Source organism: Anaerosolibacter carboniphilus (assembly GCF_014205875.1).
Lineage (GTDB): Bacteria > Bacillota > Clostridia > Peptostreptococcales > Thermotaleaceae > Anaerosolibacter > Anaerosolibacter carboniphilus.
Genome location: NZ_JACHEN010000001.1, coordinates 303,730 through 319,264, shown reverse-complemented (window position 1 = coordinate 319,264; position 15,535 = coordinate 303,730). Strand labels below are relative to the sequence as shown.

Annotated in this window: 13 protein-coding genes; 3 read left to right on the top strand and 10 right to left on the bottom strand. The window is 36.5% G+C overall.

Annotated elements, in window-relative coordinates; translation table 11 throughout:
- The first annotated feature begins 275 nt into the window (after positions 1-275).
- On the top strand, positions 276-851 hold the full coding sequence (locus HNQ80_RS01415; RefSeq protein WP_184307397.1) for a hypothetical protein: 576 nt from the start codon (positions 276-278) through the stop codon (positions 849-851).
- A 218-nt stretch (positions 852-1,069) separates the two neighbouring features.
- Here HNQ80_RS01415 and HNQ80_RS01410 read toward each other — a convergent pair whose 3' ends face one another.
- Positions 1,070-1,636 carry a hypothetical protein gene (locus HNQ80_RS01410; RefSeq protein WP_184307395.1) on the bottom strand — a complete coding sequence of 189 codons (567 nt, stop codon included), beginning with the start codon at positions 1,634-1,636 and terminating at the stop codon, positions 1,070-1,072.
- Between the two features lie 121 nt (positions 1,637-1,757).
- On the opposite strand from HNQ80_RS01410, the gene HNQ80_RS01405 reads away from it, so the two are divergent.
- Entirely contained in the window at positions 1,758-1,964 is a 207-nt protein-coding gene (locus HNQ80_RS01405) for a hypothetical protein (protein WP_184307393.1), read from the top strand.
- A 211-nt stretch (positions 1,965-2,175) separates the two neighbouring features.
- On the top strand, positions 2,176-2,700 hold the full coding sequence (locus HNQ80_RS01400; RefSeq protein ID WP_184307391.1) for a PEP-utilizing enzyme: 525 nt from the start codon (positions 2,176-2,178) through the stop codon (positions 2,698-2,700).
- A gap of 45 nt (positions 2,701-2,745) precedes the next feature.
- Here the strand turns inward: HNQ80_RS01400 and HNQ80_RS01395 are convergent, their stop codons facing one another.
- The 9 genes from HNQ80_RS01395 to HNQ80_RS01355 all read right to left on the bottom strand — a co-directional run bounded on the left by HNQ80_RS01395 (position 2,746) and on the right by HNQ80_RS01355 (position 15,475).
- A complete protein-coding gene (locus HNQ80_RS01395; RefSeq protein ID WP_184307388.1) occupies positions 2,746-5,832 on the bottom strand; it encodes an efflux RND transporter permease subunit in 3,087 nt (1,028 codons plus the stop codon).
- Between the two features lie 13 nt (positions 5,833-5,845).
- Positions 5,846-6,943 carry an efflux RND transporter periplasmic adaptor subunit gene (locus HNQ80_RS01390; protein WP_184307386.1) on the bottom strand — a complete coding sequence of 366 codons (1,098 nt, stop codon included), beginning with the start codon at positions 6,941-6,943 and terminating at the stop codon, positions 5,846-5,848.
- A 56-nt stretch (positions 6,944-6,999) separates the two neighbouring features.
- Positions 7,000-7,632 (bottom strand): TetR/AcrR family transcriptional regulator, encoded by a 633-nt coding sequence (locus tag HNQ80_RS01385; RefSeq protein WP_184307384.1) that lies wholly within the window; start codon positions 7,630-7,632, stop codon positions 7,000-7,002.
- 282 nt (positions 7,633-7,914) lie between these two features.
- Positions 7,915-8,577: an ABC transporter substrate-binding protein gene (locus HNQ80_RS01380; protein WP_184307382.1), complete on the bottom strand. Its 663-nt coding sequence runs from the start codon at positions 8,575-8,577 to the stop codon at positions 7,915-7,917.
- 174 nt (positions 8,578-8,751) lie between these two features.
- On the bottom strand, positions 8,752-10,203 hold the full coding sequence (locus HNQ80_RS01375) for an aminoacyl-histidine dipeptidase (protein ID WP_184307380.1): 1,452 nt from the start codon (positions 10,201-10,203) through the stop codon (positions 8,752-8,754).
- Positions 10,204-10,208: 5 nt separating this feature from the next.
- Positions 10,209-10,562, bottom strand: a complete 354-nt coding sequence (locus tag HNQ80_RS01370) for a hypothetical protein (RefSeq protein WP_184307378.1) — start codon at positions 10,560-10,562, stop codon at positions 10,209-10,211.
- A gap of 50 nt (positions 10,563-10,612) precedes the next feature.
- Entirely contained in the window at positions 10,613-10,963 is a 351-nt protein-coding gene (locus HNQ80_RS01365; RefSeq protein ID WP_184307376.1) for a PqqD family protein, read from the bottom strand.
- Positions 10,964-11,051: 88 nt separating this feature from the next.
- Positions 11,052-12,953, bottom strand: a complete 1,902-nt coding sequence (locus tag HNQ80_RS01360) for an OPT family oligopeptide transporter (protein ID WP_184307374.1) — start codon at positions 12,951-12,953, stop codon at positions 11,052-11,054.
- Positions 12,954-13,585: 632 nt separating this feature from the next.
- Entirely contained in the window at positions 13,586-15,475 is a 1,890-nt protein-coding gene (locus HNQ80_RS01355) for an OPT family oligopeptide transporter (protein ID WP_184307372.1), read from the bottom strand.
- Positions 15,476-15,535: the final 60 nt, after the last annotated feature.

Here is a 15,535-nt window from a genome sequence, read left to right as displayed (position 1 = left end):
TAATATGTGAATCATCGTCTACAACCTAAATTTCTAATCAAATTTTAATTTTTGCCTAAAGGATCTCTAATTCTTCTGCCTTATACTTTCATTATGAAGTAAAGCGCATTGGAGAAAAGAAAATAACCATATTTACCTATTTGTTCATAATATCTTCTATAAAAAAATTTAATCTACATGCTATACTAATAAAGTTCTACGTATCAAGCAATATAAGCAACATCATAGGCTACTAGCCCCTCTGCATTTACAAGAATAAGGAGTTGAATATACCTGTGAAACATAAATATATTTACTTAATTTTTACAAAAACAGGCACTTGGCTTTCAAGCTTAATTTATACATTTTCTCAAACAAAATATGTGCATGCATCTATCAGTTTTGATAACAAATTTACCAAAATGTACTCTTTTGGAAGGACAAATCCTGAAAATCCTTTCTCAGGGGGGTTCGTGGAAGAAAATCTATATGAAGGAGTTTACAGGAAGTTTTCCAAATGTGAGTGCCTGATATATCAAGTCAGGGTAACTGAAGATCAGTACTTTTCTCTACAGGAACAGGTTGAAAACTTTAAAAAAGAAAAGGACAAGTACAAATATAATTTTATAGGTTTATTCGGTGTTTTACTTAACATGCCTATAAAAAGAAAAAATCATTACTTTTGCTCTCAATTTGTTTCCGAACTCTTAATGAATAGCAATATTTTTAATTATGAAAAAGTGCCTGAACTAATCAGCTCTAACGAACTGCTCGCTATAGAAAACAAAGAAATTATCTATGAAGGATTTATAAATCAATGTTACAGAGTCCCCGGTTTGAAAGGCATGGCCAATGTCGTAATGGAGTTTTAGGTGAATCAACGTTTCAAAGCTTTGAGGAAATGGTGTTTTTAAACATGCCATTCCCCTTCCCTTGGTCTAAGAACATTAAAAACTTCGGTAGGGAAAGGATATGGAAAAAACTGTGCTCATATCCTCTATCACCGAAGTTTTCTTAACAAAATATCATCACCTTGACTCAAACTCAACAGCAAATTTACTGATCTATCTAGCTTCTTCGTTTGAGACACCTAGTTTTCTTTTTCCCATGCATCTAATCTCTCCATGACCTCATGATAGGTCTTTTCGCAGATATCTGGAAGGTTCCCCCCAAAAACTTTTTTCGCTGCTTCAAAGCCTTCCTTTATCGCATTTTTCAATACAGGTATTTGGTCCTTATCGCCTCCAGAAATGGCCTTTGCAAAATCTATGATTCTTGTAGCTACTGCATCTACGCTATACTCTCCACCCTCTTCAATTGCTTCTATAGCTTTTTGTTGGGTTTCTTCATCTATTTCTATAGACTCCAACTTTAGAGCACCTTTAAACGTCATCCCTTGTTTTCTTAGGAGCTCTTCTACCATTCTTCTTAGGTCAGAATATCTTCTGTCTGCTTCTGCCTTCAATCTTTCTACAGTCGTCTTGTCATAAGTTATATACTTTTTCTTATGATTTTCTGTTTTTTCATATTTTACTGCGTCTCCAAGCTTAACTCCCTGGCTGTTATCTTTTATTTTTTCCTCTCTTTCATTCTCTGTTTCTTTTCTCTGTCCGTATTTCACTGTTTGATTTCCGCTCGAAATAGATTTTATATCCATCTAAAGTCACCTCTTTCATTTTTAATTTAGCTTATTATGATACTACATATATCGGTAAATCTAATGAATTTATATAATTTTTTTGACTCTTGGTTTGATACTGCATGAAGCTCCATAGATTTTGATCTACGGTAAGAAGAAACTAGCAAATAGCTATCGTTCTATAGATGTATCTTCTTCAGAGATCATTGAAAATATAAACGAAAATGAATATGTACCGAAGACGCTCCCTCCAAAACTCCGAGGTGCACTATTGAAAGCAGCGCTGAGCAACTTAGGTACAGGAATGAATGTTCTCAAGGCACTGAGAAAGGTGGAACCTTCTTAATCCTTTCCCTTCCAGTGCCGTCGGTTTCTATGATTGCCCATCCTTTGAGATATTCAAAGAAAAACAGGAAGCAAGGGTTCTTTCCAAGGATTTTATGACAGCATGGGAGCATTTTATGGAGAAATATGGCTTCAGATCTCCTAAGGAACTTGATATCGCAACGCCCCGATACGATGAGGAACCTGCCCTATTCTACAAATAACTGAAAGCAATGGCTGAAAATGTTGATTCAACACATAATCCCCTGACAATATTTGATCTCACCTTAGATGATCTCGAAAAGGCAATGAAGGATCCCTCTATTAACCTTAAATCTCTAATTTCTAAGAATACTACTTTCATTAAAAAAATAGAGCATATACGAGAATTTCCCAAGGTCATTGACTCTAGGGGTAAGATACTCCGACCTCCCAAGAAGAAAGCACGTGAAGGTGAACTAGTTGGAGAGCCTATTTCACCAGGAACAGTAAGGGGAAAAGTTAAAATTCTCAGAACTCCCGATGAAAAACCCATACTACCAGGGGATATATTAGTAGCGAGGGCTACAGATCCAGGTTGGCCCCCTTTATTCATCAATGCAGCAGGCATAATTCTCGAAGTAGGAGGTATCGGAGCCCTTGTAGCAAGGGAGTATGGCAAGCCATGTGTTTCAGGAATAGAAGATGCTGTTTCCATTTTGAAGGATGGTCAAATGGTAGAACTGGATGGACTGAATGGTACCATTAAACTGCTATAACCTAAATCAAAGGCAGGGAACCAATCCCTGCCTTTGATTTAATATTTATGCGTTCTCTCTATTTGCTTTTAATCTTTTACGAATAGATTTTTTTCGAAAGGATTCTATTTTACCCTCAATCAAGCTGTACAGCACAGGTACGATCACTAGCGTTAACAGAGTGGATACCATAAGCCCTCCCATAAACGCCACTGCCATGGGCCGAAATAAGTCATTCCCAAAGAATGCTAATGGCAGCAGACCAAACACCGTCGTCGTAGTACTTAGTACTACCGGCCTGAATCTGGCATTTACAGCTTTGGCGCATGCCTCATCAATTGGAATCCCCTCTTTCCTTTGAGAATTTATATAATCGATTAAGATAATCGCATTATTAATAGCTACCCCTATTAAACTAACGACTCCCAACATGCTAAATAGAGATAGGGGCTGCATAAACATCACTAGAGCAAGCATCGATCCTATAAGGGATAATGGTACTGCAGCCAGAATAATACCTGGCTGCATGACTGAGTTGAACTGTATCATAAGAATGATGAACAGCATAAATACGGCAAATAGTGCTGCTATGCCTATATTTCCCATGTCACCTTCCAGGTCCGCCTTTTCTCCTTCTGGAACAATCGTAACGCCAGTTAAATCCATATCTTTTATTCTTTCTTCTAAAATCGTCTGCACATCGATAGCATTATATCCGGGCAGTACATCTCCTTGTACAGCTACAGCTCTTTCTCCTTCATAACGATTCACCTGTACAATAACTGGAATAAACGTAATATCTGCCACATCTTTCAACAAGATTTGCAAGCCTGTAAGAGAAGATTTTATTTTCATGTTTTTTAGTTCTTCCAGCTTTGATATATTCCCTTTCACGCGAATATCATATTCTTTATTGTTTTCTCTGAATACAGATGCACTTCTCCCCATCAAAGCGATATTCACTTCATTTTGTATGTCGTACTTTGTAAGACCATAGGTCAAAGCCCTATTGCTATCTATTTTAATATTGAACTGATAGTCTAGTTGGGGTAGATCATCCCTTACATTGATGGTCCCATCTATATTTTTAAGTACTTCTTTGATTTCTTCTTTGGCAGCAAATATATCTTCCATTTCATTTCCCTTAATCCTTATCTGTATGGGTGCACCTAGCCCACCTTGCACTTCCAGTTCTTTTACGATCACATCAGCGCCTACGATCCTTTCATCATATATTTGTTGAAGATGCCTTACCAGATCTCCATTGGTTTTAAATCGCTCTCCTTTTTTTAAATCTACTCTTATGACAACCTGTGCTGCGTCAGGAGAATTTGATTGGGGCCTTATGGATAAATCAAACTTTGGAAGGCCTCCCCCTATAGCTGATGTATAGGTGGTGATCTCTGGTTGTTCTTTCAATACAGCTTCCACTTCTTTTACCAAGCTATCCGTTTTATCTATGTTGCTAAGGTATTCTGTTTTGATATCAATATATATCATATCTTTATCAGAGGGAGGAAAAATCTCTTGAGGCAAAATACTGCCTAATGCTATAGATAGAACCAAAATTACCATAGAAAACAAAATCGTTCTCCCTTTGTATCTCAAACCTAAAGTTAACAGTCTTTCAAATACATCTTTTATTTTTCCAGCTTTCTTTTTATTTTTACTTTTTCTGAAAAATAAAAAGGCTAACAGAGGCGTTACGAAAATTGCAATCCCATAGGAAGCTGTCAGAGATATGATGATCATCTGGGGTATGCCTCCTATGAAGCTTCCAGTTGTTGCAGGCAAAAACAACAGGGGAGAAAAAGCTGCGATCGTTGTAAGGGTGGATGAGAGTACCGGTATGGCAACCTCTTTTGTTCCCTCTATGCAGGCAGTCAGCTGATCCATATCTTCATCTATTTTGTTTTGAATTGAATCACTTACTACGATGGCATTATCTACCAACATTCCCAATGCCATGATAAGTCCCGTGATCGTTATCATATGAATTTTAATCCCCATAAGGCCCATTGTAATAAAGGTAATAAGCATGGATAAAGGTATGGCAAAGGAAACCGTCGTAGCATTCCTTATCCCCATCCCAATCATAATTACCGCGATAACGATGATGATTCCTTCTATAAGGTTTGAGGTAAAGTTATTTACAGACTTGGCTACTTCATCGGGTTGGTAAACAATTTCATCTATTCTTATATCTTCGGGAAGCTCTTTCTTGAAGTTTTCTAAGACTTCCCTTACTTCTTTCCCTGCTGTAACTACATTTAAATCTCCTTTGAAATACCCTACCAATATGATCCCGTTTTCTCCGTTGTTCCTTATTCTGTAGTTGGTATCTTTTAGTCCCATGTATACTTTTGCCACATCTTTCAATCTGACGATGGTTTTATCTTCCCTTATATCGATGATCGTATCCCCGATCTCATCCAATGACCTATATAAGCCTTCTTGATTTACATAGAATTTCATATTCTCATCTTGTATATTTCCTGAGGGCATTTGAATATTTTGTGCAGAAAGTATGTTGGTTATATGACCGACGGACAAATTATATAAATCAAGTTTCTTTAAGTCCACTTCTATTTTTACCTCTTTCTTTTGCTCGCCGATGATGTCAAATTTTTTCATTCCCCCCAGCTTCATAAGATTATCTCTTAATCTTTCTCCATAGGATACCAACTGTTCATAGCTATACTGACCTCCTGATAACCCAATTAGTATCCCAGAGGTTTCCACAAGATTGGTATTGATATCTATTTCTGCTACACCTGCTGGAAGTTCTTCCTTTATGTCTTCAACCATTCGATAGAGATCATTCCAGGTTTGGTTGACTTCGCTTTCAGAGAGGTCCATGTCTAGAATAAGCATAATTGCCGCTGCACTGTTTAGAGAAGAAGAACTTGAATAATCATAGTTTCTTAATTCAGTAAGCTTTTCTTCTAATTTTTGTGTTACCAAGATTTCAACTTCCTCTGCAGAAGCTCCTGGATAAATCACCGTTATCATTGCTGCGGGAGCAGGGAATTCAGGATATTCTTGCTTGGGAATCGTATAATAGCTGTATGCACCAAATATAATAATCATAATCATGAAGACTATCGTGACTGTTTTATTTTTTATTGGTAATTGAAGCATATCTTTAAACAAGTTGATCCCCCCTTTACTCTTTTATATCCACCCGATCGCCATTTTTTATGCTTTTCACTCCTTCTACGATTACTTTGTCTCCGGGAGTGATACCTTCTTTAATTTCTATCTCACTGCCAAGCACTTCTCCCAAAACGACTTCTTTCATAACAGCTTTTTCATTCTCCACGATATATACAAAATCAAAGGATTCATTCAAAAGGCTGTTCATAGGAACAAATAAACCTTGTATTTCTCCAAGATTAAAAGATACATCTACCAATGTTCCTATAGGAATGTTATTGGGTTCAAGGCTTATTTTGACTTCATAGAGGCTGCTTTGGTCACCAGGAATGGAAGATACGGTTTCTACACTTCCTTTTATTTCATCCTTTTGATACTTAACGGCAACACCCATTCCTAGATATATCTTACTAACATCTTCATTTGTAACCCCTACCTTCACAGAACTGTCTTTCCCTTTTACAGCAACGACAGGCATTCCTTGTGCTATATAATCTCCTTCTTTTGCCGATATTTGTACAACGGTGCCATCTACCTCACTCCTAAGCACACTGTTTTCAAGCAAGTCTTGACTTTGCAGATAGGAAGCATAAGCAATATCTATTTGATTTTTTAATATTTCAATCTCTTCTTTTTTTGCTTCGTTTATAATCAACTCCTGCCGAATATCCTCTAACTGTTGAGAAGAAATAGCACCTGCTTCCAGAAGTTTCTCATTTTTTTCATAGATATCCTTCGTATATAGATAGTTCCTTTCAGCTATCTCAGCGCTCGTCTTATATTGTGACTTTGCAATTTCATACTGGGCTTTCGTCACTTCTACGTTATTCTTTAAGTCCTCTTCATTTAACCGAACCAGTTTCTCACCCTTGCTTACGCGTTGGCCTGATTTGACAAATATCTCTTCTATTTTTCCTCCTGTTTTAAAGCCAGGTGTTCTTACATCTTGAGAATCCACCATTCCTATATAGTCTAAAACCAATGGGTATTTTCTTGTTTCTGCCTGAATGACTTTAACGTTTTTCTTTGGCACTTCCATTTCTTTTTGAGGCTGACATCCAGTTGTAAGAAATATCCCCATCAGTATAAATGCAATTAACTTTTTCATATTTACCTCCTTTTTAATTAACTAGTTAGTTAATATATTATAAAAATTTATACGTTTTATGGTTGTTCTTTCTTTAAAAATTGAATAAAATTCTCAATAAAGAAGTCATTTAAAAATCCAGTAAATTTATCTTCTAGATAAGACTTGTCAAAACCATAACAATCTGCCCACTTTTCTCCGATTGTAATGTACGTAATTACAGGCATCATTCCGAAAAAAAATCCGGCTATAATCCCCTCATCAACTCTCGCCTGATCTACTCCTATCGCACGCATTCTCTCTATACTATCTTCCATTATAGGAAAGAAAAATTCAAATCCTTTGCTAATCTTTTCATTATTGGAATTTTTTAATATCTCTCCCAATAGAATACTGAGTATCTTTTTTTTATGCTTTAGCATATCTATCATTTTGTTCGAAGCTTCTTTATATGCGCTTATATTAAAAGTATCATTGCTCTCCAATACTTGACTTTTCATGAGAAGCATCTCATCTATATTTATATTGATCAGCTCCGTTAATAGTTCTTCTTTGCTTTTGAAGTAATAATAGATCAATGCTTTGTTTACTTGAGCCCTTTTCGCAATATCATCAACTCGGGCACCCTCAAATCCAACTTCATAGAATACATCCAGAGCAGCATCAAGTATTCTTTGCTTACTATCTTGGTTGTTTGGTTTCATAGACATCTGCAGTACACCTCTTTAATTAACTATTTAGTTAATACCATTATATGGTTTTATAAAAAAATAATCAATTGCTTTTGGGAAATTATTTCTATTCTGTATCTGCTGCCTGTCAAGGTGAATCGATTTAAGATATTACCAATACCCATGAGATCAGTATAGCTTATGGAAAAGGCTGTGTGAAAACTATTTTCACACAGCCTTTTTTTATATAACAAATAAAATCAATGCAAACACTTTCATTTTTAAATATTTTTCTTTTAAAAAATTGTCATACAAGATCTACTATTCGTCTATCCACATATTGTTTAGCTTATAGAACCCTAGAGGATGTATCTTAACACCTTTCACATGGGGTTTAAAAACGTAATCATTTGTATTGTGAAATAAAAATATCCATGGTGCATCCTCTACAATCTTTTGTTGAATTTCATAATATTGTTCTTGTCTTTTTATAGGATTTTTAATACTAATCGCTGACTCCATTAAACTTTCTACCTCTGGACTATGATATCTTGTAAAATCTGTAGCATTCTTAATATTGAACATTGGCTGCAAGAAGTTATCAGGATCACCAGTATCTCCAATCCATCGATATACAAATATGTCTACTGTGTTATAGACTTCTGGCGTTAAATACTCCGTTCGTGGTCTTGATGTAATCTTTGTTTCAATTCCTATTTCCTTTAAGTATTTTTGAGTAGCCTTTGCTATCAATGGATATGTTTGATCACCGATCATCTCCATAAAAACTAAATTCAATGTTCCCTTTTGATTTCCTTTAAATCCAGCCTGCTCTAAAAGAGATTTTGCTTTAGATACATTATAGCTATATCCAGTCAAATGAGGATCATGCAATATACTCGGAGGCAGCGGTCCTTTGGCAGCCGTAGCTAAGCCATTGGTTGCTAACTGTATCAGTTCTTCCTTATTGATACAGTAATTCATTGCCTGTCTGGCCAGTAGTCAAAAATTCAATAAAATTATAAAAATCTTATCAATTCTACTACAGTAGAGTTTATCGCATCGTTCTGACTATGACTTTTATAAAATCATGACCACCCGTCAAAAGGGTGGTCATGATTTCTTTACATTCTCATTGGCCTCTATTACGTATAATTTTTATTTCAATTGCTTTAGCACTTCACATAAGAAATGATAGACTCTTTCCGTTGATGATATGCTCAAGTGCTCATTTGGTGTATGCACGTCGTATAGATTAGGCCCTAGAGATATCATATCTATGTCCCCGATCTTTTCCTTTAGAAAACCACACTCAAGCCCTGCATGAATAGCGTCTACTTTTAGTTCTTTACCAAACATCTCTCGATAAACATCAATCATGAGATCTCTAATTTTTGATTCTACTTTATATTCCCATTCAGGATAATCTGCGACCAGACTCATTTCTGCTCCTGTCAACTCGCAAATCGCTTTTATTCGATCATTGATTTCGTGTTTTAATGTTCTTACAGAGCTTCTGACAGAACTTGTAAATTTCACCTTATCTTCTACAATTTCGAGAACCCCAATATTCGTTGAGCTTTCAACCAACCCCTTGATGCTGCTGCTCATCGTTTGAACGCCATAGGGCATCAATCTTAAGATTCTTATCAGATCTTTTTTTGTTTTTTTATCGTATACTACTTGTGATACATCCCCTTGTTTTATCACAATTTCAATAGAAGGATCAGATAGGATGAATTCATTTTTAAATATCTCGTTTAGTTCTTCTATGATATTTTGAAATTGTTCCGCATCAGCTTTATCTATTCGTATCCAAGCCTCAGCTCGCTTTGCAATGGCATTCATCTTCTCGCCACCGCTTATAAAAGCCAGCTCATAATCCAATTTCTCGTCCATTTCCCTTAGTACTCTTCCCAAAATCTTTATTGCATTTCCTCTGTTTTTGTTTATTTCCATGCCAGAGTGACCGCCTAACAAGCCTTGAACAATCACTTGCATGCCATGATTCTTTTTACTTTCACAGTTGCCGATTGTATAGGTAACGATATTATTCACCCCACCCGCACAGGATGAAAGCAATGTTCCTTCTTCTTCTGAATCAATATTTATTAAAATATCACCTGAGATATTTTCTGATTTTAAGCCGACAACGCCATCCATACCAGTTTCTTCAGCAGAAGTAAATAGCGCGACTAATGGCGGATGCTCTAATGTCTGATCTTCAAGAATACTCATGGCCATAGCCACTGCAATGCCATTATCTGCTCCTAAAGTCGTTCCTTTTGTTCGAATAAAATCTCCTTCAACCACCAATGGAATAGGATCCTTTTCAAAATCAAACGCTAAATCATCCCTTTTCACGCATACCATATCCATGTGGCCCTGAAGTATGACAACAGGAGACTTTTCATATCCACTACTACCAGACTTTTTTATAATCACATTCATTGCCTCGTCTTGAATAACATCTAAATGATTATCTTTCGCAAACTTAGCCAAATAATCACTAACAGCTTTCTCATTCCCTGATTCACGTGGGATTCTCGTCAAAGCCTCAAAATGTTCAAACACTCTTTGTGGTTTTAGATTTCTTAGTACTTTTTCCACAGTAATCAACTCCCCTTTTTTAGCCTATATGTGTTTCTCTTACTTGACTTTTCTTCAAGGATCAGCTCTTTTTTCTTCATTCGCTCTATAATTGTATCAATGACAAGGTTTGCGTCTTGAACAATCACCTTATTCTTACTCCAAAACAGCGATGCCTTTGTCCCTTCAATCACATTTTTGATCTCTTTTTCTGATAAAGCTTCCTTATGCTCAAACTCTCTTAGTATTTTATCTTCGCAGTTTTCATATAACTTATCTATCAAGGCTTCTGCTTTTCTTTGCTTTTTTACGTAACCCCATGCCAATAGAAAAGTAATCGTAATGGCAAAAAATAATACTTCAAAAATAAACTTGGTCATGCAATCACTTGCCTTTCCTATCATCTCATATAAAACATACCACTACGGTCTTATTTTTCAAGAGTAATAAAATGATTATTTCTTAAAATATTAATATAAGTCCCAAATCTTTGATAAAAAGGTTCTATCTCATCTCCAAATTCTCTTTTTAGAATTTGACCAACAGCTTCAATATTTTTTTTGTCATCTATTGCCTTCCAAATACAGCTTCCATACTTATCCAAATCTATTCTCATCACTTCTGGCGTCTTAAAAAATGCTCTTACGATTTTATCTAGTATACCGTCTCTAGGAATAATGATTTGTACATTTCCATTTTCCAGCTCAATCCATTGAATCTTTTTCGACTTTTTAGGCACTAATTCCAAAAAATTGTCATCTTTTTTTATCTTTCTTTTCATGGCTACACCTCAATAATATTTGGGAGAAGATATTATAAAAATATCTTCTCCTATATTGGATATTGCTATTTAAAAATATTTCTTTTCATTATTTTGAGACCTTTTTAAATATAGAGTAGTTTACTAGCGTATATGTTAGCAGCCCGAAGAATGCTAAAGCACCGATCTGTCCCAAATTGATTCCTAATGCTACATTCAATCCACCTACTGCAAATACAGCAAGTAAAATTCCTACCAAACCTTCTCCAGCAATCAAACCAGAAGCATAAAGAATACCTGAATCAATCTTCTCTTTGATTTCTGACTGATTATTTGATTTCTCAAGTCTCTTGTCTAATATACCTCTAATCACACCACCAACCATGATCGGTGTACTTAGGTGAATCGGCAAGTATAATCCAATGGCAATCGGTAGCACTGGTAATCCTAGCAATTCAACAGTTATACCAATACCCACACCTGTGAATACTAATGCCCAAGGAAGGTTTCCACCCATTACACCCTCAATTACCAATCTCATCAACGTAGCCTGTGGTGCAGGTAGTTCTGATGAACCAAATCCCCAAGCACTATTTAATAAAGTAAGCACGCCTCCAATCGCAAAAGCAGCTACAAGTGCACCAATCAACTCACCAATTTGCTGTTTCTTAGGCGTAGCACCCACTAGAAAACCAGTTTTTAAGTCTTGGGATGTATCACCAGCCATTGCTGCAATGATACATATGATTGCACCGACAGTTAATGTTGCGATCATACCTTCTGGACCGTCATTACCTGTTGCTTTAAATATGATGGCAGTAATAATTAATGTGGCAATTGTCATACCAGATACTGGGTTTGATGAACTTCCTACCAAACCAACGATTCTTGATGAAACCGTTGCGAAGAAGAAACCAAATACAGCAATCATCAACGCACCAGCAAATCCAACTGGGATAATCGGCAACATCATCATAGCAAGAATTACTACTAAAACACCTATTAAAATGACCTTCATAGAAAGATCTGAATCCGTTCTTAAGCTGCTCGTTCCTTTCGTACTGCCTGAATAATCCTTCATAGCATCTCTAAATGTTTGTACAATTAGAGGTAAAGATTTTATAAGGCTGAAAATTCCTCCAAATGCAACGGCACCAGCACCAACGTATCTTATATAATAGTTCCAAATTCCCCAGTGATCTAATTCGCTGATAGGAACGGAAGCTGGATACATGATTACTTCACCCATACTACCGATATTAGAAATCAAAGGAATGAGACCAAACCAACCTAATACAGCACCAGCTAACATGTAAGCAGAGATTGTAGGTCCAATAATAAAGCCAACACCTAATAACGCTGGCAGAACATCTGCTCCGATGGCTGCTCCCTTATATCCAGGAATAGTCGTTTCAATTTCACTTGGGAATAACTTAAGACCATCAGCAATAAATTTATAAAGTGCACCCAATCCTAGACCAGTGAATGTTACTTTGGCTTTGTCTCCACCTTCTTCTCCAGCTAGAAGAACCTCTGCACAAGCAGTTCCCTCTGGATAAGGTAATACGCCATGCTCTTTTACAATTAAAGCTTTTCTCAAAGGTACCATGAATAATACCCCTAAAATACCGCCGCAAAGGGCAATTGCTGTGATTGTAAATAGATTTGGTGAACCCATATTCCATTCTTTTGTCCATATATATAATGCTGGCAATGTAAAAATTGCTCCTGCTGCCAATGATTCTCCGGCAGAACCTATGGTTTGTACCATGTTGTTTTCAAGGATGGATTCTTTTTTCAATACTCCCCTGATTAGACCCATTGAAATTACAGCAGCTGGTATAGATGCACTAATGGTCATACCAACCTTTAAACCTAAATATGCATTAGCAGCACCGAATACGATAGATAAGATAATACCTAGTATAATTGATGTTGCAGTGAATTCTGGTAAAATTTTGTCAGCAGAAATAAAAGGCTTAAATTCCTTTGCTGAACTGCCGTTAGACATATGATAACCCTCCTTATTGTGTAATCGTTCTAACTGCCGTTTGATAAGTACCTAGGATTCATATCAATATCAGAATTTATAAATATTCTATTTTTCCTATCTTTTAAAATCTTCAGAATTTTATAAAGATAGCTGTGCATATACACAATTTGCTAAGGACGCGCGACCTTGATAGTAATTATAGATAGGTTTTTTTAGAAAGTCAAACTAGCATTTCCCCTTGTTTCCGAATGGATATTCAATAGATCCAATCGCTTATTTTCACATCTTCCACCCGTTAGGTAAAGAGGTTTCTCCCTTGCCTAACGGGCGGTATACTGTTGTAAACAGGATGTTCCACACAATTTTATACAACCCAGTAATCATTTATTTATTTGATCCCATCTTACCTACCAGCGTTCTATAGAAATTTAATGACAATATCTAATAAATATACATATAAATAAATATTTATTAATAGTATTAAATTGTTGTAATATTTATCTTTTGCTAAATAATCTATGTACTTAGATCATTCAGATTAAATATTTTCATATTCCTTTCCCGTTCTTCTAGTAAATTTCTGAAAGCATATAAAAAGAGTAGTCTACTAGCTCCATTCAGCTTAGACCACTCTCTTTTTAAATCAATCACTAATATTCCTCTATTTTTTTAAGCACAGACCATTTGATTAACATATACACTAGGAATGAAAATAGAATAATCGTCCCTATACCACCTACGCTCAAGCCTATGGTAGTGTCGATATTTAGTACCGACAGTAATGCCAGTATAACACCAACGATTCCTTCTCCAGCAATAAGGCCAGATGCGTATAAAATACCCGATCCGATTTTTTCTTGTCTTTCAAAATCATTAAAATTGATAAAGTCTATATCCAAAATTCCTCGGACAAGTCCACCAATAAAGATAGTGGTTGTAAGATGTATTGGCAGATACAATCCGATTGCAATTGGAAGAATAGGGAGCTCAAGAAGTTCTATGACCATACCAATCCCTATCCCTATGAATATTAAAGACCATGGTAGATTTCCTTGCATAACACCTTCTACCACTAACTTTACCAGCGTTGCTTGGGGCGTGGGAAGATCTGATGAACCAAATCCCCATGCTTTATTCAATAAAATTAATACACCACCCAGCACGAGAGCAGTTGTAATAACGCCAATGATCTCTCCGATTTGCTGTTTATAAGGGGTGGCACCTACTAAAAATCCTGTTTTAAGATCCTGAGATGTATCCCCGGCCACAGCTATTACAATACATATGATGGAACCAACCGTCAATATGGTGAATATTGTCTCCGTTCCTGCACCCCTTATCATTTTAAAAACCAAAGATGCAATAATCAGTGTAGCGATTGTCATACCTGAAATGGGGTTGGAAGAGCTTCCAATCAGTCCAACGATTCTTGATGATACGGTTGAGAAAAAAAATCCAAAAATCACAATGATGAATGCGCCTGCTATTCCGATCTTGATAGATGGTAAGATGGCTACGATAAGCACAATAAATGCTATGGTTATGCCCACTATATACATTGGGATATCTTTTTCTGTACGAAGGGCGCTTTTACTGCCTCTGATTTCTTTATAATCTCTTATAATCTCGACAAAAGTTTCAAAGATGATGGGGATGGATTTTATAAGACTAAGCATACCGCCTAAAGCTACTGCTCCTGCACCTATATACCTTATGTAATAATTCCATATGTCCCAATTTGTAAGCTGACTTACAGGAACTGAAGCTGGAAATATGACGGCATTGCTATTCGCCCCAAAAACAAATATGATAGGAATGATAACGAACCATCCCAAGAATGACCCCGCCAGCATAAACCCTGCAATTCTTTTTCCTACAATAAAACCAACACCTAAAAGTGCCGGCAATGCCTCTCCACCTATTAGTAAATTCTTTATATGAAACTCCAGCTTTGATGGAAAGAGATTCAGTCCATCTGCCAAAAACTTATATATTGCACCCAGACCCATTCCTGCAAATGTTGCCTTAGCCTTGTCTCCACCTTCTTCACCTGCCAAGAGCACATCCGCACAGGCGGCCCCCTCAGGATATGGCAGATGTCCATGTTCCTTTACAATAATTGCTTTTCTCAAGGGAATCATAAACATAACACCTAATATTCCACCTAACAAAGCAATCAATGTAATAAATCCGGCACTTGGACTAATCCCCTCCGCTGAGTTTGTCCATAAAAACATGGCAGGAATGGTAAATATAACTCCTGCAGCTAAGGATTCTCCTGCGGAACCGATGGTCTGAACGATATTATTCTCTAATATGGAATTCCGCTTCATAATGATCCTGGTCAAGCTCATTGAAACAACGGCTGCAGGTATTGAAGCACTTATGGTCATGCCCACTTTTAATCCTAAATATGCATTTACGACACCAAATATGATTGCCAACAGGATTCCCGAAATAACAGATGTAAGCGTCAGTTCTGGGAGCATTTTTTCTGCTGCTATAAAGGGTTTAAAAGAATCATGATTCTCCGCCTTCATTTCTTCTCCCCCTGCACGAAAGTATTTGAAATACTTGTATATTCTTAATATCACCCATTT